We start from the raw sequence: 18,614 nt of genomic DNA on the forward strand, positions 1-18,614 counted from the left end.
GCGGGATGCGGCGTCAGTTTAAGAATTTAAACGAATTGTTTAGCTGCCAACGAATCAGTATTGAACGCCTGCCGTGTAGCGGTTCGTCGCGTTCCATAGCAAGTATTCGTCGACGCCGCTGTCATGGAGCGCCTTGATCTGCGCTTGTACCTGGGCCGCGCCGTATTTGACATAGTGGCCGCTGCCGAGCCAGCTGGCCGTGAAGTCCTGAATCCAGGGACGGATGACCGGTTTGGCGTCGGCCAGCGAGTCGAGCTTTTTGTGGGTGTCGACCATGGCGCCCTTGATCGTCTCGTACGGAGCCTTATCCGGATCCTTTTGCTTGAACCAGCCCGTGCTGTAGTGGCTCGGATAGATCATGGGGCTGATGACGTTGACGTGCGACGAGATCTTGGCGAAATCCTGCCCGATGCCCTCTGCGGCCGGCACGGACGCGGCGTAGCCGAAAATATCGACGGATACGCGTACGCCGAGCGGCTCAAGCTGCTCTCTGGCGTACTTGACGAAGCCGGATACGACGTCCGTCCGCGACTCGTCCGATTTCGTGAACTTGAGGCTGTCCGCCTTGTTCTCGAAGCCTTCGGGAAATCGTACGTAGTCGAACTGGATCTCCTTGAATCCGAGCTTCGCGGCCTCCTTCGCGACCGCAATGTTATAGTCCCAAACTTCCTTGCGGTACGGATTGACGAAGCTGTCTTTTTTTCCGTTTTGCCAGATGGTGCCGTTCGCGGTGACGAAGGACAGCTCGGGGTGCTTCTTGGCGAGCACCGAATCCTTGAAGACGACGATCCGGGCGATCGGGTAAACCTCGTGCTTCTTGAGCGTCTCCATCAGCGCGCCGATGTCCTTGATGAAACGCATCGGCGTGCCCAGCTTGAGCAGCTCCGGATTGTCGGTCTTGTAAGTAATGTAGCCCAAGTCGTCCTTGACGTCGATGACCATGGCGTTCAGCTCGGTCTTGTCGAGCAGTCCCAGCAGCGTAGAGAGCCGCTCGCCGCCTGCGCTGTACGCCGTGACGTAGACGCCCTTGACCTTCGGCGCGTCGGGCTGGGGGTCTTTGCCGGCGGTCCCGGGCTCCTCGCCGCCGGATTCGCCTCCTGCCGCAGGCTCGGGTTCTACGGCAGGGCTGCCTCCCGGCTTCGGATTCTCCAGGTTATGCCAGGCCAGCTGCCATACTTTCCCCAGCGCGTTCTCGCTTTCGGGTTTTTGCTGCGGGTGTCCCCACGCCGATTGCAGGAGCAGCAGCAGTGTCAGCAATACGTTCATTTTTTTCCTCTCCCCGCCTTGCTCTTCCAACTGTAACCCGATTATAAACGAGTTCAAACAGTGGTTACAGAGGTAATTTGTAGAATATTATCCGTTGATGTTAAGGGTCTTCGGAACCAGTCGCGGCGCCTGCCGAGGATTATCGGCAGAGGCATTTGTCAACGGTTCGCCATTGCCTGCATATAGTGGTATGATCTAATGGTATGCCTCTGCCGCTCACGATATAGTCCGCCTTGCGCGCGGCTATTTTTGCCACCCCCGCCGCATGCTTGAGATCGGGATTCGCGCGCCACACTAAGACCGCGCGCTTCCCTTCGCGACCCGATGCTTGCTTTGGGTTTTCAGAATCGTAGCGCTTGCAAACGGACGGCCTGCCGGAAAGCTTGGCCATTTAGGCCGATGGCTGGAATTTGACGGTCGTTTTGTGTTATAATGATCTGTATATTTTTTTGGCAGAGCCGTTAGTTGATGGACCGGCACCGTTAGTTGATGGCCCCATAACAGAAGGAGTATGAAACTAATTTGAGTAAATTTACGGATTTTGGTTTAGAAAATGATGTCCTGCAAGCAATCTCCCAGCTCGGATACGAAGACGCTACGCCGATTCAGAGCCAGGCGATCCCGGTGGCCCTCAGCGGCCGCGACATGATCGGCCAGGCGCAAACGGGTACGGGCAAGACCGCCGCCTTCGGCATTCCGCTGGTCAGCAAGATCCAAGCATCCGAAGAACGCATCGTGACGCTCGTCATGACGCCGACCCGCGAGCTCGCCATCCAGGTGGCCGAAGAAATCGAGAAACTTGGACGCTTCAAGGGACTTCGTTCCCTCGCGATCTACGGCGGACAGGAAATCGGACGCCAAATTCGCGGACTGAGACGCAAACCACAGATTATTATCGGCACGCCGGGCCGTTTGCTTGACCATATCAATCGCAAGACGATCAAGCTGGAGGACGTTCAGACCGTCGTTCTCGACGAAGCCGACGAGATGCTCGACATGGGCTTCATGGAAGACATCCAATCAATTCTGAGCCTCGTGCCCGCTGAGCGCCAGACGCTGCTCTTCTCCGCTACGATGCCTGCCAATATTCAGAGGCTGGCTCAGCAATTCCTTCGCACGCCCGAGCATATCTCGGTTATTCCGAAGACGTCCACGACAGCCAGCAGCATTCAGCAATTTTACGTCGAAGTGCAGGAGCGCATGAAGTTCGACGCGCTGTGCCGCCTGCTCGACATGGAACCGCCTGAGCTCGCGATCGTGTTCGGACGCACCAAGCGCCGCGTCGCCGAGCTGTCCGAAGCGCTGATGAAGCGCGGCTATGCGGCCGACGGCCTGCATGGCGACCTGTCCCAGAATCAGCGTGACGCTGTCATGCGCAAGTTCCGCGACGGCAGCATCGCCGTTCTCGTCGCGACGGACGTCGCCGCTCGCGGCCTGGACGTCTCGGGCGTCACGCACGTTATTAACTTCGACCTGCCGCAGGATCCGGAGAGCTATACGCACCGTATCGGCCGTACGGGCCGCGCCGGCAAGGAAGGTACCTCCTGGTCGTTCGTTACGTATCGCGAGATGGAGCACCTGAACTTCATCGAGCGCGTGACGCGCTTCCGTATCGCCAAGAAGGCGCTGCCGACCGTGGCCGAGGCCGTAGAAGGCAAGCAGCGCGTGATCGCAGACCGGCTGATCGAAGCCGTGAGCGCTGAAGACGCGGATTTCGCTTCCTTCAAGAGCATCGCCACCGAGCTGCTCGAACGCCACGACTCCGTCGAACTGTTGTCCGCAGCGATTAAGCTGCTGGCAGGCGACAAGAACGACGTTGCCGTTGAACTGACGCCGGAAGATCCGATCCGCTCCAAGAAGCGGAAGTTCGGCGATCGCGGCGGCAGCAGCGGCGGCTATGGCGGTCAACGTCGCAGCGGCGGCTACTCCGGCGGCCAAGGCGGCGGCAGGAGCTACGGCAGCGGCAGCGGCGGCAGTGGCGGCTATAGCGGCGGCAGCCGCGGCGGTTACAGCGGCGGCGGCCAGAGCAGCGGCGGATCGCGCGGCAGCTACGGCAACCGCAAGCCCTACAACGGGGGAGAATCCCGTCGCGATGACGGTGCCCGCGACGGCAACCGTCCGAGCGGACGCCGCGAAGATTCGCGCAGCAGCCGCAGCGAGGATTTCGTCAATATCTAACACCCGAAATATTTGAAAGGCAAGGTGCGCGGGCGGTGCGATCCGCATGCGCACCTTGCCGTATATTCAGGAGGCGTTTCTCGTGGAAATGCGCGGCATGATGGGCGGGTTTTACAAGATTTCCGAATGGATCATGCGCCTGTCGGTAACGAACGTGTTATGGATATTGACATCGCTGCCGGTATGGATCGTTGCGTTTGGCGCTTTGAGAGCGTCTACAACGGACGAGCTGGTATCCATTTTTATTCCGTTGGCCGTGCTGTTGCCGTTTACATGGTTTCCGTCAACCTCGGCTATGTTCTCCGTCGCGCGCAAGTGGGTGATGGGCGATACGGACGTACCGCTCCTTAAGACCTTCTTTCGCAGCTACAAGCAGAATTACAAGCAGGCGATGCTTGGAGGCCTACTGTATTCGCTGCTGTTTCTCATCCTGGTCGTCGACTATCAGGTGTATTTGAAAAAATTCGAAAACCTTGGCGTGCTGTCCATTTTGTTCCTCGCGCTGATGGTTCTGCTGTTTATCTCTTTGTTCCAATTTTTCTCGCTGCTGTCGCATTTCCACATGAAGACGTTCCAGCTGCTCAAAAACGCCGTCGTGCTTACCATCGGCAAGCCGTTGCGCTCGCTGTCCACGGCCATCGGGAGCGGCGTCATCGTCTACATTAGCCTATTTAAGATTACGTTTTTGATTCCGTTCTTCATGGGCAGCTTGATCGCCGTATTCGCCTTCTACAACTTCTACCTGACCATCCAGAAAATGCAGGCCATGGCGAATAAAGAAGAGGATCCGCTTCCGATCGAAGAATCGCCTACCCGCGACGAGGACATGCCCAAGGTTTAAGATCTACGAACCGTTCGGATTTGGTTAATGGCACCAACCAGCCCGCTGACGTTTACTTTTGCCGGTCTCCTGTATATAATGGGTATCAATCCTGCCTTGTACGTTACGGCGACACATGTTTTGAACCAATGCTGTTTCCTAGGGAGCTCAATATCGCCCTGCGGATGACACGCCCCCGAAAGGGGTAGTCAGAACGCAGCGCTGCGGGCACCCACCTGCGAGAGCGGGTTCAGAAACAAGCGCGTCGGACGGCAAAGGCGGGTTTTCCGTTATTTGGCTTTAATCCCCGGGACGGGCATGGTATGATTAGCTGTAGCGCAGGTCACCCGGAGGGAGAGAGTGGAATTTGCTGAAGAGAGTACTCGTCGGATTAATACGCAGCCAAGAACACACTGGCGACAAGGCGAAGGATCCGAAGCTGAAATCCCATTACTACCGATTGTCGAAGGACAGGGCGTTCGAAGAAGTCGTCTCCGTCCTGAAGAAAATGCAGGGCTACAAGGTACTGCATGAGGTGCCGAATATCGGAGAACTTGTGCTGGAAAAGCGGACGATGGCTGGCCGCACGATGGATATTACCGTACAGATCGTAGGTACAGGTCCCGGCAACTCGGCCGTGGACATTTATTCTGCGTCCAGAGGTTCGCTCGGAGATCTCGGCGCCAACTACCGCGTGATCCAGGAGATTTACGGGGTCCTGGACAAGAAGTTATCCAATTACAAAAATTGAGACTTATTCATAGATCTCCGCGTATTAAACAGAAGCGAGGTATAGGCTCGGGCCTTGCCTCGCTTCTGCTTGTCGTAGGAGGGGTATCGGCTTCGTACTAGAGGAGTGCGCGTACCGCTGCCACAGAGGCGTCGTAATCCGGATGCTCCGTCATTTCCTTGAGTACTTCTACGTATGCGATCTTGTCGCTGGCATCCAGCACGAAGATCGAGCGCATGTCCAGAGCGAACTCCTTGATCAGCACGCCATAGGCTTTGCCGAAGCTGTTGTCCTTGTAATCCGACAGCAGCACGACTCGGTCGATGCCTGCGGCGCCGCACCAGCGCGCTTGGGCGAAGGGGAGATCCGCGCTGACGGTCAGCACCTGGACTTGATCGCCGAGCTTGGCCGCTTCCTCGTTGAACCTTCTCGTCTGGGCGTCGCAGACGCCGGTATCGATCGAAGGGACGACGCTGATGAGCTTGATCTTCCCTGCATAGTCTTTAAGGGAGACCGTCTCGACCAGGCTCTTGCTCAGTTGAAAGTCGGGCGCTTGATCGCCGGCTTGCAGCTCGGGACCGATCAGCGTGATGGGATTTCCCTTGAACGTTGCGGCTTGATTCCGTTCTTGACTCATGGAATATGGGGCCTCCTTCAGCGATTGGACTTGACGTTACCCATTATAAAGGTCGGATTTGCCGTTGTCCAATGACGAATTGCAGCCGGATGAAGGAGCGATGCCTTTTGATTTTTGTTCGATATGAAAGTTTGAAGCAATATCTCCGGCTCTACCCGGTCAATGCGGCGATTATCGTCGCGAATCTGGTCATGTTCGTCATCATGCTGTTCAACGGCGATCCGACGCGCAGCGATACGCTTCTTGATTACGGCGCGCTTTCCAACATTCCGGGTTATGACCAGAACTGGCGATTCGTCTCCTCCCTTTTCTTGCATGCGGGTCTTGCGCACCTGGCCATGAACATGTTTGCGATCTTCGTATTCGCGGCGCCGCTCGAGCGGCTGTTCGGTCACGCCCGTTACCTGTTTTTCTACTTGATCGCCGGCGTGCTCGGCAACGTGTTCGCCGCAGTTCTCTCCGGTCCCGAATGGATCGCGGTCGGCGCGTCGACCTCTATCTACGCTTTGTACGGAGCCTATTTATTCATGGCGCTGTTTCAACGGTACGCGCTCGACCAGGGCTCGCGCTCGACGATCCTGGGCATTCTGGTAATTGGACTTGTGATGTCGTTTATTCTACCGGGGATCGGCTATTGGGCGCATGTCGGCGGGTTGCTGGCGGGTTTCATTCTGTACGGTCTAATGGGCAGCCGCTTTTTGAATCGATAGGCATAGGAAGGGGCTCTAATCGTGGAGCTTAGGCAGTTGCAATATTTTATCCAGGTCGCGCGCTTGCAGCACGTAACCAAGGCCTCTGAGGAGCTTCACGTCGCACAATCGGCGGTGAGCCGGCAGATACACCGCCTCGAGGAGGAGCTGGGCGTCCGGCTGTTCATGCAGCGAGGGCGCAACGTACAGCTAACCCCGGTGGGACAGCTGTTTTTGAAACGTGCGCAGTCCGTTCTGCAGGATCTCGAACGCGCCGTGAACGAGATACACGAATTTATGGACCCGGAGCTCGGAGAGATTCGCCTCGGTTTCCCGCACAGTCTGGGAACGCAGCTTATTCCGCAGGTTATTGCGTGCTTCCGCAAGCTCCATCCCGGCGTGAAGTTCAGGTTTCGGCAGGGAATGTATCCGTCTTTGATCCGGGACATCGTGGAGGGAGAGATCGATCTCGCGTTCATTTCGCCTTTTCCCGAGCGGCATGAGCAAGTGACCGGCGAAGTCGTTCTCACGGAGGATTTGTACGCCATCCTGCCTCAGAGTCATCCGCTCGCCGGAGAGGAGTCGATCCATCTGGCGGAGTTGAAGGACGATGCGTTCGTGCTGTTCAGCAACGGATATTCCCTCAGGCCGCTCGTATGGGATGCATGCCGGCTGGCCGGATTCGTACCCTCCATCGGCTTCGAAGGGGAGGAGACGGACACCATCCGCGGTCTGGTGGCGGCCGGCATGGGGGTTAGCTTGCTGCCGGAGATGGCGTTATACCAGACCGGCTCGATGATGCCGGCGGTCGTGAAGGTTCGGGAGCCGCAGGTTACGCGCACGATTGGACTTATCCGGCGCGCTGGGGAGAAGCCTCAAGCCGTAGTGAAGCTGTTCCACACGTTTCTCATCGATTATTTCAAGACGAATTACAAACCCGGTTAAAAGCGAAGCCTGAGATAGCGCTAACCGACGTGCGAACAAAAAACGACAGCGGACGACTTGCGTCCCTGTCGTTTTTTTTGTTTGAATACCAATGGTTTACTCGCGGCTGCTCGTATAAATCAGAACCAAGCGAATCAGCTCGAGGAGCGACATTAGCGCGGCAGCCACATAGGTGAGCGCAGCGGCATTGAGCACCTTGCCGACGCCGCGTTCCTCATCTCTGGCGATGAAACCCTCGGCGACCATCACCTCGCGGGCCCGATTGCTGGCGTTGAACTCGACCGGCAGCGTCACCAGTTGGAAGGCGACCGCGGCGGAGAAGAAGATCACGCCGAGTCCGATGAGGTTGGTCGCGGCAAAAATGATGCCGGCAATGAACAGGAAAGGCGCGAGACCGGAAGCGAAGCGTACGACCGGGAACATCCGGTGCCGCAGCACGAGCGCGGGGTAATGCTGCTGGTGCTGGATCGCGTGTCCGACCTCATGGCAGGCGACGGAAACGGCCGCGATAGAGCTCTCGTAGTACACCGGCTCGGATAACCGGACGACGCGATGAACGGGGTCGTAGTGGTCGGAGAGCATGCCCGGCACCGGTTCGATCGGCACGTCGTGCAGACCGTTGCGATCGAGCATCCTGCGAGCCGCCTCATAGCCGGTCAAACCGGTGGAGGTGCGAACCTCGGCCCATTTCTTGAACGTGCCCTTCACGCGGAATTGCGCCCACAGCGACAATAGAAATGCGGGGATGATCAAAACGTACATCCAGTTGGCGTTCATATCCATCTACCTCCGTGGCGTGTATTCCTATTAATAGAACGAACGCAAGGCTACATAAAATTTCCCTTGTTGAGCAGCAGCAGCAGTGCTTCGATGACGGCGGCCGTCTGCGGCGTGATCGTCTTGAAGAGGCGCTTGGCTTGACCGGGCTTCAACTGCTCGAGCACCGGTTCGAGCTCCTTGACCTCGCGTTCGAGCTGGGAGAGGTGGCTCGACAGGTCCGCGATCTTGCGGTTCACCTGTTCGCTCGGCGACACGCGGCTCAGCGCCGTGAACATCTCCTTGATCTCTTCCAGGGAATATTTCTGTGCCTTCAACTGTTCAATACGTTTGATCCGTTCAAGCGTTTCATCATTATATAGGCGATAATTGCCGTCCGAGCGTTTGGCGGCGGAGAGCAGCCCAAACCCGGTGTAGTAATCGATCGTGCGGGGGCTGACGCCCGATAGGCGGGACAGTTCGCCGATCCTGTACAAATTGCGAGGCGGTTCCGCGGCTCCGTGTCGCATGAGCTTATCCCCTTTCGATAAACGTTATGCATTTATCATACCCAATCCCAAACCGTACAGTCAAACGTTACGCTTGTGACGAATTTATGCAAGTTCGGTACCATACAATAGGATCGTTGGGAGAAATAATTACATAGCAAGCTTGGCGGCGATTTTTTATGAATAAGTAACAAAAGACTGATGTCAGGTTAGAAACGCGTTATTGCGGACCGATACAGGTTAAAATCGTTATATTCCTGAACATTCGTCTTTTAAATTAGGTTTTATGTCAGATATTTTAAGGAAAGTCCGAACTTTTATGCGAATTTCTTATTGTCAAATCGGGATCTTCTAACTATAATGACATTAAGTCTTTCTTAAAATGTTATGAAACATTACATGTCGGGGAGTGGTCGTATTGTTGAAGAAGAGTTTGCTCGGTCTTGGCGCATTGCTGCTGTTGTTCCCAACCATGGCGTTCGCGGCGGACGGTGATCCATCGGCGGCGACGCTGAATATGGGTCTTAATGCCCTCTGGATTCTCGTAGCTGCAGTACTAGTTCTTCTCATGCAAGGCGGATTTATCCTGCTCGAGACCGGATCGACGCGAATGAAAAACGCAGGTCACGTAGCTGGCAAGACGATCTTTACGGTAGGTCTGGCTTCTCTGGTATACTGGGCTGTGGGTTACGGCATCACGTTCGGCGGCGACGCGAGCGAGGGATTGAATAAGTTCATGGGTCTCGGCAACTTCTTCTTCGATCCGTCGATTGTGGCGGGCGAAGGCGACGCGTATCCTTCCACGATCTTCTTCATCTTCCAGCTGGCGTTCGCGGCGGTATCGCTCTCGATCGCATGGGGCGGCTTCGCCGAACGCGCCAAGCTGTCCGTTTACCTCATCTTCACGATCGTGTTCGCAGCGGTCATCTATCCGATCATCGCTCACTGGATCTGGGGTGGCGGCTGGCTGGCAGCCGATGGCGCCCAGGATTACGCCGGTTCTACCGTCGTTCACTTGACGGGCGCCATGGCCGCGTTCGCCGCGACCATCTTGCTCAAGCCCCGGATCGGCAAATTCAACAAGGACGGCTCCGCGAACGAGATTCTCGGTCACAACCAAGTATTCACGTCCTTGTCCGTTCTGTTGCTGTGGGTCGGCTGGTTCGGGTTTAACGCAGGCAGCGCGGTGTCCGTAGGCGAAGGCTTCTTCGGATACGTCGCGTTCACGACTCAACTCGGCGCAGCCGGCGGCGCGGTATCCGCGCTGCTGATCTCCTGGCTGGTCAAGGGTAAGGCAGATATCCCGACGATGCTGAACGGCGCGCTGGCCGGTCTGGTCGCCATCACCGCATCCTGCGCATTCGTCGAGCCTTGGGCGGCAGTCGTCATCGGCCTCGTGGCAGGCGTCCTCGTCTTCCTGAGCGCTCAATTCTTCGAGAAGATTCGCGTCGACGACCCGATCTCCGCCATGTCCGTACACGGCGCAGCGGGCGTCTGGGGCACGCTGGCCAACGGCCTGTTCGCGACGGAAAAACTCGTCGAGCAAGTGGGCGTCGGCAAAGCCGGTCTTTTCTACGGCGGCGGTGGCGAGCAACTGTGGGTGCAATTCCTGTCCGTCGTCGTATGCGGCGCCTTCGCGTTCGCTGCATCGTTCATCGTACTGTGGGTCATTAAGCAAGTAAGCGGACTGCGCGTCACCGAAGAGCAAGAAATCATCGGACTCGACCTGAGCGAGCACGGCACGTACGGTTACCCGGAAGCGCTGAAGCGCGCCGGCACGAACGCTACTACGCTGTAAGCTTCCTGCTCCTGCCATTATAATGAAACAACGATTCATTTAGTCTAAGCATCGGCGTCCCGACAGGAGGTAGGACCGCATTGTCCCGGATCGACTTGGCACGGCGGTTGCTTGAAATTAAAGGAGCGGGCACGCTTCAGGATCTGCGGACGATCCGGGAGGAGGAGCAGGAGCGCGTCGGCGCGCTCCTGCAAACCGAATCCTGGGTGGTCCCCGTCGTTGAAGAGTTGAACGCGCTGCACGATGCTTTAATCCGCCGGGCAATAACGCTGGCGGAGCAAGATACGGCACGGATGGGGCTCGCCGCTCCGCCCGTGCCGTATGCCTATTTTTTATTCGGAAGCGGAGGTCGCGGGGAGCAGACGCTCGCGAGCGACCAGGATAGCGGGTTGGTGTACGGCGACATCGAAGATCCGGCCGAGGCCGAGCTGGCGGCAGCCTACTTCGGTGCGCTCGGCTCGCGGATCGTCGCCTCGCTGATGGAGGTCGGCTATCCTCCATGCGAGGGCAACGTTATCGTCTCCAATCCGGAGTGGTGCCTGCCGATCACGGCGTGGGAGAAGAAGGTCGACCGCTGGTTCGCTGAGCCGAGTTGGGAGAACGTGCGCTATCTATTGATCTTGGCGGACGCGCGTCACTTGGCCGGCGATGACGAACTGGCCCGCAGATGGAAGGGCCGGTACGTCGGCGATATGATGTCGCATGCGGACATCGCCAGACGGATGCTGGAGAATACGCTCAGGCACAAGGTGCTGATCGGCGTATTCGGACAGCTGCTCGTGGAAGCGTACGGCGAGAATGCGGGCAGTCTGGATATTAAGTACGGCGCCTATATCCCGATGGTGAACCTCTTCCGCCTGCTAGCCATGCGAGCGGATATTGCGGCTACGAGCACGCTCGGCCGCATCGAGGCGCTCAGAGAGATCGGGATATTGAGCGAAGAAAAGGCCGAAGAGGCCGCTTGGGCGTTCGAGGTTTTCTTGCGGCTTAGAATGTTGTCCTCGAATCGCGACGATATGGGCGAATGGGCGGGCAGCGGCAAGCTCAAGCCGGCGTTATTGGGCAAGGAAGAGAAGGCTCCGCTCAAAAAAGCGCTTCGGATCGGTCAACGTCTGCAGCGTCAGTTGGAGAAGGAGATGCAACGCCGCTTCGGCGGGAGGTGACGGCATTGAAAGAGCCCAAAAGCCCGATGGGCCGCATGTGGCATTTATACAAGACGGGCGGTATTACGCCGGCGATCGCCTCGATGCTGGGTGCTTCCAACGCACAGCAGATGGCGTTCATCCGGCAGGTGTCGCGGGACCAGCGCAAAGAATCGCCGCTGGAGATGCCGTTGTCGGAGATGGAAGCGGTCGTGTTCGACCTGGAGACGACCGGGTTCAATCCTTACAATGGCGACGAGATTCTGTCCATTGGCGGCGTGCTCATCAAAGGCGGCGAACTCGAAGCGGCCGAGCCGTTCTATCGACTCGTGAATCCGCGCAGGAAAATCCCCGCGCACATCACGGAACTGACCGGGATTACGGACGCCATGGTGCAGGATGCGCCCGATCTCATGCAGGGACTTCACGACTTTCTCGACTTCATCGGAAAACGCGTACTGATCGCCCACGGAAGCGGCCACGACAAGCAGTTCCTCAACGCCGCCCTGTGGAAGACGTCCAAGGTGAATCTGTCTCACCGCGTACTCGATACGATGATGGTCGCCAAGTGGCTGGAGCCCCGGCGCAAAAGCTATGGATTAGACGAGCTCCTCGAGTCGTACGACATCGAAGTCACCTATCGGCACCATGCGCTGCACGACTCGATCATGACGGCCAAGCTATGGTTCGCGTTCCTCGATCAGATCCACGCCAAGCAGGTGACGACGCTCGGGGATCTGTATGCGTACCTGAGCCGGCATTAGCGCACCGTCAATGTCATCGCGGTCCACTCGCCATCTCCGTTTAACTTGAACAAGCGGACCTCCGGCGCAGATGAACCGAACCCGACGATCCAATAGGAGCCATATCCGTGCCAACCCCGCCGGTCGCTCCGACTCGGAAGGGGCGGGCTGTCCGGATGAGAATGAAAAAAGCCGACGATCGCCTGTCGGCTTTTTTGCGCGGCATAAGCGGCCGCGACCCAAGCGGCCGGCTCGAAGAAGAACGCGCTTCGGGGAGTCGAGGCGGCATTCGGTATGAATAACAGGTCCGCAACCGCAAGATCCGATCCGTCGTGATCTCCGAGCAATATGCCGCAGGCTTCGCGGGGCAGGGCGGCGCGACAACCTTCGACAAGCCGGTCAAGAAGCTGCTGCGCGATTCGGGCATTCGCGTAATGGGGCATAGAGCCCAGCCTTTCGCTTAGGATTTCGTTCTGTTCAGTATGAGGCAGCGAACGTGCGGTTGCAATGTGGCAGGCGCGGGATGGCAAGAAATCGCCGAATCCGTTAAGATGTAAGGAGCGAACTTGGCAAAGCGAGGAGAGCGAATTGAAGCGTAACGTAATGATTGTCGTCCTGTTCATCGCGGCGATAGCCGGCGTGATCGTGTGGAACGCGGCGGGTAAAGGAAAGGAAGCGCTCAGCGGCAGCGGCGGACAGGTGCAGTCCGGCACAGGCGGCTCGCAATCGGCTTCGGTGGCGCCGACGGTTGGTTCCTATGCGCCGGGAATCGAGTTGACGTCCTTGGACGGAGCCGCGACGTATACAGTCGATCCGGAGGCGCCCCAGGACAAAGTGCTGATTATCAACTTCTGGGCCTCGTGGTGCGGTCCTTGCGATATCGAAGCGCCGGATCTGGTGAAGCTCTACGAGGAGTACCAAGGTAAAGTCGAATTATACGGCGTCAACGCCACCAATTACGACACCGTGCGCGGCGCAAAGGATTTCGTCAAGGAGAAGTCGATTCCTTTTCCGGTCCTCATGGACAAGGAAGGCAAGGCAGGCGACGCCTACAAGGTATTCTCATATCCCATTAGCTTCATCGTCGATCGCCAGGGCATCGTCAGGGAACGGATCGAAGGGGCCAAGAGCCTGAAGGAATGGAGAGCGATGCTCGATCGGGCAATGAACGATGCCGGCGGCGCCGCTTGATATTCAATACGACGAGAAAAAGACCGCATCGTTAGGCGCTAGCCATACGGGTGCGGTCTTTTGGTCTTGGGCTAAGTGCAAGGAGGACCTCCAGCTCAGTGATTCACGAGCCCGAGCGCCTCGCGGGGCGCCTCGGGGGGGAACTCGCTCTGCGACATCCCGAGCAGCGCATAGCGGATGCTGTCGATGAGCGCCTCCCAGCTCGCTTCGATGACGTTGGAGGAGACGCCGACCGTGCTCCAGCTGTCCTTGAAGTCCGTAGATTCGATCAGCACGCGGACCTTGGAGGCCGTCATTTCCTTGTCGTCCAGTACGCGGACCTTGTAGTCGGACAGGTGAATATCCTGGATCCCGGGATAATATTGCGACAGCGCCTTGCGTAGCGCGTTATCCAGCGCGTTGACCGGACCGTTGCCTTCGGCGGCCGTATACACCTGCTGTCCGCCCACGTTCAGCTTGACGATCGCTTCGGTCTGGGCGCCCGCTTTGGACTTTTCGACCAGGATCTTGAACGATTCCACCGAGAAAACCTCGACGATATCGCTGTAAGCGTCCCGAAGCAGCAGCTCCAGCGAAGCGTCGGCGCCCTCGAACTGATAGCCCTCGTGCTCGAGCTGCTTGATCCGATCGATGACGCCCTTCGTTTTGGCGCTGTCGGAGGTGATGTCGAGTCCCATCTCCTGCGCCTTGGACAGAATGTTGCTCTGTCCGGCGAGCTCGGATACGAGGACGCGTTGCTTGTTGCCGACCAGATCCGGGGAGATATGCTCGTAGGTCTTGGAGTCCTTCAGAATCGCGGAGACGTGGATGCCGCCCTTGTGGGCAAATGCGGCCGTGCCGACGTACGGTTGATTGACCGGCATCGTGACGTTCGCGATCTCGCTGACGTAGCGCGATACGGACGTCAGGGAGCGGAGCTGATCCTCGGAGACGACCGAGTAACCGAGTTTCAGCTGCAGCGTCGGCAGGATCGAGCTGAGGTTCGCGTTGCCGCAGCGCTCTCCGTAGCCGTTGATCGTGCCCTGGACTTGACGGGCGCCGGCCGCGACCGCGGCAAGCGTGTTGGCCACCGCGAGCTCGCAGTCGTTGTGCGTATGGATGCCGATCGGAGCCTTCACCTCGGCGGTCACGCGGGATACGATCTCCGAGATCTCGCCAGGCAGCGTCCCGCCGTTGGTGTCGCACAGCACGATCCAGTCGGCGCCCGCTTCGCGGGCGCGCGTGAGCGCGGCCAGCGCGTATTCGGGGTTCGCCTTGTACCCGTCGAAGAAATGCTCCGAATCGAAGATCGCCTCGAGTCCGTGACGCTTGAGGAAGGCGATCGACTCGCCGATCATGGCGAGGTTCTCTTCGAGCGACGTCTGCAGGGCAGTATGGACATGGAAATCCCAAGTCTTGCCGACGAGCGTCGCGGCCTTGGCGCCGGATTCGATCAGGTTCAACAGGTTGACGTCCTGCTCGCAGACGCTATTCTTGCGGCGGGTGCTGCCGAAGGCGGTCAGCTTGGACTGAAGATTCAGCTCGCGGGCGCGCCGGAAAAATTCGATGTCCTTGCTGTTGCTGCCGGGGTTGCCGCCTTCAATATAATGAACGCCCAGGGCATCCAGCCTCAAGGCGATCTTGAGCTTATCCTCGGCGGTCAGGCTGATGCCTTCGCCCTGCGTGCCGTCGCGAAGCGTCGTATCAAAGATGCTGATGGATGGGGTCATGGATAACGGGTACCTCCCAAATACGTAAATAGCCAATCGACGATTATTCTAATTATTATAACATGGCCCGCACCGATTTGTAGAGGGAGGAATGCCGGAGCGGCCAGGCCGGATGACCGAAGACGCTTCGCGTATTATAATGAAGAAAGCCGAAGGATGCATGCGAGGAGAATGAACGAGATGGATGGCGCTGCCCGCGAGAAGCGCGGAAGGATTATTTTGCATATGGACATGAACGCCTTCTACTGCTCGGTCCATGCGGCGGAACAACCCGAGCTGTACAGAGGCAAGCCGACGGCGGTCGCGGGCAGCGTAGAGCTGCGCAAAGGCATCGTCGTCACCAGCTCCTACGAAGCGCGCGCGCGGGGCGTGAAGACCGGCATGACCGTCAGGCAGGCAGAGAGACTATGTCCCGAGCTGATCCTGATCTCGCCCGACTTCGACCTCTACAGGCACTACTCGCGCGGCTTCCGCCGCATCGCCGGCGCGTACACGCCTCAGATCGAGTCGGTATCGATCGACGAGTGCTTCCTGGACATCACCGGCAGCTCCCAGTTCGGCACCGCGATCGAGATCGCGGAGGCGATCCGGCGCAGGGTGAAGGAGGAGCTCGGGCTGCCTTGCTCGATCGGCATCGGTCCCAACAAGCTGCTGGCCAAGATGGGCTCGGACATGCGCAAGCCGGACGCCGTCACCGTCGTGCGACGCCGGGACGTGCCCAAGCTGCTATGGGATAAGCCCTGCCAAACGTTGTATGGAATCGGCGGCAAAACTGCGGATAAGCTATTGAGGATGAACATCCGGACGATCGGCGAACTGGCCGCGGCGGACGAGAAGCTGCTCAAGGACAAATTCGGCGTTTACGGCGCCTGGATGAAGCGCGCGGCGCACGGGCTGGACGATTCGCCCGTAGAGCCGGTACGCGAGGCTGCCAAGTCAGTCGGGCATACGACGACGCTGCCGGCCGATCTGACCAAGCGCGAAGAGTTCCGGCGCGTCCTGCTGAATCTGGCCGATCAGACCGCGCGCCGGCTCAGGCGCGAAGGCATGATGTGCAGGGCCGTGCAGATAACGATCCGGGATCCGGACATGAAGACGATCACGCGCTCCCATACGGTCGACGTGCCGACGGAGAGCGCCGAAGACGTATACAAGGTCGCTTGCAAGCTCATGGACGCAAACTGGCGCGAAGGCCAGCCGGTCCGGCTGCTGGGCATAACGCTCCAGAGCCTTTCCCCCAAGACGGAGACGCCGGTCCAGCTCGATCTTTTCGAATACGAAGAGGCGCCGCGGAAGGCGCAGCTCGTAACCGTCCTCGACAGGCTGCGGGACAAGTTCGGGGAGAGCGCCGTGCTCACGGCGGGCATGCTGACAGACGATCCTTCGGCCTTGATTCGCAACAAGAAAATACGGGGAACGTCGCTCCAGACAGATTTTTTACGGGAGCGGGAGGACGGCGAATAGCGCCGTTATAAGGCAAAGCTATCGCCCGCTATTCCTTATTTTTATTTGAAAACCGCGGTCTTTTGTATTATATTTGGATTTAACCGGCGACGTATCCGCGTATAGCAAGCGGGATTGACTTTTTTAGGAGGCTTATCATAATTATGGCTAAATTTACGTATGTCGATAAAGACACTTGTATCGCGTGCGGCGCTTGCGGCGCCACTGCCCCCGATATTTACGATTATGACGACGAAGGACTGGCCGAGGTCATCTTCAAGGGCGACGCCAATCACGGCAACACCGAGATTCCCGAAGAACTGTACGACGATCTGCAGGACGCATCCGACGGATGCCCGACGGATTCGATCCAGATCGCCGACGAGCCGTTCAATATGTAGTGAGTTGTTCCAATACGTCAGCCTTCTCGCGGCCGCCCGGCCGGGGAAGGTTTTTTTGTGCGTTTTTTTGACAAATTTTGAACAATATCGACCCGGATTCAAGTATACTAGCTTTAATGCTGCCCAGATAGAAAAGGTAGGGGAACCGGTGAGAGAGAAAATCAAAAGGTTGGCCATCGTCATGAATGCGCTGCTGCTGGTCGCGCTGTTTTTCGCGCACAATGAACGGTGGCTCAGCCGTCTCGACAACATGCTGTACGATTACAATATGAAGCAGGCCGCGGGCCAGCCCCCGAAGGATGTCGTCGTCGTCGCGATCGACAACGATTCGCTGGCCGAGCTCGGACGATTTCCTTGGGATCGAGCCGTATACGCGCCCTTCCTCGACATGCTTAATCAGCCGGGCGGCGAGCCCAAGGCCATCGGTTTCGACATCACGTTCAACGAGGAGACCGAGGCGGACAGCGACCAGGCGTTCGCGGACGCGCTCGCTGCATACGACAACGTGATCCTGCCCGTCATCGGCGTTACCGAAGGCGACGTGTTCGGCGAGACGGTCGCGAGGCCTGACGCGCTGCTACAGGCCTACCGCATGGACGGACCGCTGCCGCAGTTCGCCGAGCGCGCGAAGCTGGCGAATATCAACCGGGTAGCGAGTCCCGACGGCGTTATCCGCCAGACTTGGCTGAAAATTCAGGACAAGGACGGCAACGTCTATCCCTCGCTCGCCTACCAGGCGGCGGCGATGGCCGGGGCGGACTTGTCGGAGTATGACGGAATGACGGACCCGGGCAAAATTTTCGAGAAAAACAATGCCGTCGCCAAAAATACGATCACCATCGATTACCAGCTGAATACGGAGGACGTGACGACCGTATCGTTCAGCAGGGTGCTTAACGGCGAGATCGATCCGAGCGTCTTCAAGGACTCCGTCGTGCTGATCGGCTTCACGGCGGTCGGCTTGTCGGACGATTCGGGACAGGACAGCGGGACGACGCCGATCGAGAAAAAAATGCAGCTCGTCTACGTGCACGCGAATATCGTGAACCAACTGCTAAGCGGCACGTCCGTAAGCTATGCGCCTGCCTGGGCGATCTGGTTGGGCGGTCTCGTCCTTTTCCTCCTCTTTATCCTGCTTCCTTGGCGGCTCAAGAACATTTACTCGATCCTTCTGTTCCTCGCAGTCGCGGCCGGGCTCGTGTACGGCCAGATGCTCGCATACGGCGCCTACAAGATACAGATCGGCGTCGTCGATACGATCCTGGCGGTGACGCTCGCGTATCTGACCAACGTATCGCTCAAGTCGTATCTCGAGAGCGCGCAGAAGCACTTTGTCACGAGGCAGTTCGGTCGGTACATATCCCCCGATCTGGTCAAGCAGATCGTCTCGGAGGATATCGATATTAAGCTAGGCGGCGATTCCAAGACGATCACCGTTCTGTTCCTGGACATCCGGGGCTTCACGCCGCTGTCCGAGAAGCTGTCTCCGCCGGAGCTGGTCGACACGCTTAACACGATGTTCAACATGATCACCGAGACCACGCTCACGAACCGGGGCACGATCGACAAGTTTATCGGAGACGCGGCGATGATTCTGTTCGGCGCCCCGCTGGACGTCGAAGAACACGAACGCCTCGCCGTGAAGACGGCCTACGAG

General features: G+C 58.0%; 18 protein-coding genes and 1 other RNA gene. 13 read left to right on the forward strand and 6 right to left on the reverse strand.

Annotation, left to right across the window (positions count from 1 at the left end; all coding sequences use genetic code 11):
* Positions 1–54: 54 nt before the first annotated feature.
* The gene (locus tag PQG80_RS18390; RefSeq protein ID WP_271752896.1) at positions 55–1,266 is read right to left on the reverse strand and encodes a putative glycoside hydrolase; all 1,212 of its coding nucleotides are present in this window, start codon (positions 1,264–1,266) and stop codon (positions 55–57) included.
* A gap of 522 nt (positions 1,267–1,788) precedes the next feature.
* Between PQG80_RS18390 and cshA the strand changes: the two genes are divergently transcribed.
* From cshA to PQG80_RS18410, 4 genes are all read left to right on the forward strand, one after another.
* Positions 1,789–3,444 (forward strand): degradosome RNA helicase CshA, encoded by a 1,656-nt coding sequence (gene cshA / locus PQG80_RS18395; RefSeq protein WP_271752897.1) that lies wholly within the window; start codon positions 1,789–1,791, stop codon positions 3,442–3,444.
* Positions 3,445–3,532: 88 nt separating this feature from the next.
* On the forward strand, positions 3,533–4,285 hold the full coding sequence (locus tag PQG80_RS18400; protein WP_271752917.1) for a YesL family protein: 753 nt from the start codon (positions 3,533–3,535) through the stop codon (positions 4,283–4,285).
* Between the two features lie 85 nt (positions 4,286–4,370).
* A non-coding RNA gene (gene ssrS / locus PQG80_RS18405) (6S RNA) lies at positions 4,371–4,553 on the forward strand.
* 78 nt (positions 4,554–4,631) lie between these two features.
* A complete protein-coding gene (locus PQG80_RS18410; RefSeq protein WP_271752898.1) occupies positions 4,632–5,015 on the forward strand; it encodes a DUF1499 domain-containing protein in 384 nt (127 codons plus the stop codon).
* A 97-nt stretch (positions 5,016–5,112) separates the two neighbouring features.
* On the opposite strand, the gene tpx is transcribed toward PQG80_RS18410, so the two are convergent.
* Positions 5,113–5,631, reverse strand: a complete 519-nt coding sequence (gene tpx, locus PQG80_RS18415) for a thiol peroxidase (protein ID WP_271752899.1) — start codon at positions 5,629–5,631, stop codon at positions 5,113–5,115.
* A gap of 107 nt (positions 5,632–5,738) precedes the next feature.
* Here tpx and PQG80_RS18420 point away from each other — a divergent pair, with 107 nt between their 5' ends.
* Positions 5,739–6,341 carry a rhomboid family intramembrane serine protease gene (locus PQG80_RS18420; protein ID WP_271752900.1) on the forward strand — a complete coding sequence of 201 codons (603 nt, stop codon included), beginning with the start codon at positions 5,739–5,741 and terminating at the stop codon, positions 6,339–6,341.
* Between the two features lie 21 nt (positions 6,342–6,362).
* Positions 6,363–7,265, forward strand: a complete 903-nt coding sequence (gltC, locus tag PQG80_RS18425) for a glutamate biosynthesis transcriptional regulator GltC (protein ID WP_271752901.1) — start codon at positions 6,363–6,365, stop codon at positions 7,263–7,265.
* A gap of 96 nt (positions 7,266–7,361) precedes the next feature.
* On the opposite strand, the gene PQG80_RS18430 is transcribed toward gltC, so the two are convergent.
* Both PQG80_RS18430 and PQG80_RS18435 read right to left on the reverse strand, forming a co-directional pair.
* The gene (locus PQG80_RS18430) at positions 7,362–8,042 is read right to left on the reverse strand and encodes a zinc metallopeptidase (RefSeq protein ID WP_271752902.1); all 681 of its coding nucleotides are present in this window, start codon (positions 8,040–8,042) and stop codon (positions 7,362–7,364) included.
* Positions 8,043–8,092: 50 nt separating this feature from the next.
* Complete coding sequence (locus tag PQG80_RS18435) at positions 8,093–8,551, reverse strand: MerR family transcriptional regulator (protein WP_271752903.1); 459 nt, start codon at positions 8,549–8,551, stop codon at positions 8,093–8,095.
* A 397-nt stretch (positions 8,552–8,948) separates the two neighbouring features.
* On the opposite strand from PQG80_RS18435, the gene PQG80_RS18440 reads away from it, so the two are divergent.
* The 3 genes from PQG80_RS18440 to PQG80_RS18450 all read left to right on the forward strand — a co-directional run bounded on the left by PQG80_RS18440 (position 8,949) and on the right by PQG80_RS18450 (position 12,234).
* A complete protein-coding gene (locus PQG80_RS18440) occupies positions 8,949–10,328 on the forward strand; it encodes an ammonium transporter (RefSeq protein WP_432432767.1) in 1,380 nt (459 codons plus the stop codon).
* An 80-nt stretch (positions 10,329–10,408) separates the two neighbouring features.
* On the forward strand, positions 10,409–11,491 hold the full coding sequence (locus PQG80_RS18445; RefSeq protein ID WP_271752904.1) for a DUF294 nucleotidyltransferase-like domain-containing protein: 1,083 nt from the start codon (positions 10,409–10,411) through the stop codon (positions 11,489–11,491).
* 5 nt (positions 11,492–11,496) lie between these two features.
* Positions 11,497–12,234: an exonuclease domain-containing protein gene (locus PQG80_RS18450; RefSeq protein WP_271752905.1), complete on the forward strand. Its 738-nt coding sequence runs from the start codon at positions 11,497–11,499 to the stop codon at positions 12,232–12,234.
* Here the strand turns inward: PQG80_RS18450 and PQG80_RS18455 are convergent.
* Positions 12,231–12,656 carry a M67 family metallopeptidase gene (locus tag PQG80_RS18455; protein ID WP_271752906.1) on the reverse strand — a complete coding sequence of 142 codons (426 nt, stop codon included), beginning with the start codon at positions 12,654–12,656 and terminating at the stop codon, positions 12,231–12,233. The two genes, PQG80_RS18450 and PQG80_RS18455, sit on opposite strands and share 4 nt — an antisense overlap.
* 145 nt (positions 12,657–12,801) lie before the next feature.
* On the opposite strand from PQG80_RS18455, the gene PQG80_RS18460 reads away from it, so the two are divergent.
* Entirely contained in the window at positions 12,802–13,404 is a 603-nt protein-coding gene (locus PQG80_RS18460) for a TlpA family protein disulfide reductase (RefSeq protein ID WP_271752907.1), read from the forward strand.
* 95 nt (positions 13,405–13,499) lie between these two features.
* Here PQG80_RS18460 and cimA read toward each other — a convergent pair whose 3' ends face one another.
* Entirely contained in the window at positions 13,500–15,113 is a 1,614-nt protein-coding gene (cimA, locus tag PQG80_RS18465) for a citramalate synthase (protein WP_271752908.1), read from the reverse strand.
* A gap of 171 nt (positions 15,114–15,284) precedes the next feature.
* On the opposite strand from cimA, the gene PQG80_RS18470 reads away from it, so the two are divergent.
* From PQG80_RS18470 to PQG80_RS18480, 3 genes are all read left to right on the forward strand, one after another.
* Positions 15,285–16,577: a DNA polymerase IV gene (locus PQG80_RS18470; RefSeq protein WP_271752909.1), complete on the forward strand. Its 1,293-nt coding sequence runs from the start codon at positions 15,285–15,287 to the stop codon at positions 16,575–16,577.
* Between the two features lie 143 nt (positions 16,578–16,720).
* On the forward strand, positions 16,721–16,957 hold the full coding sequence (locus PQG80_RS18475; protein WP_271752910.1) for a ferredoxin: 237 nt from the start codon (positions 16,721–16,723) through the stop codon (positions 16,955–16,957).
* 148 nt (positions 16,958–17,105) lie between these two features.
* A partial coding sequence (locus PQG80_RS18480; RefSeq protein WP_271752911.1) for a CHASE2 domain-containing protein occupies positions 17,106–18,614 on the forward strand: 1,509 nt, incomplete at its 3' end.

It is taken from the genome of Cohnella rhizoplanae (assembly GCF_948329515.1).
GTDB lineage: Bacteria > Bacillota > Bacilli > Paenibacillales > Paenibacillaceae > Cohnella > Cohnella rhizoplanae.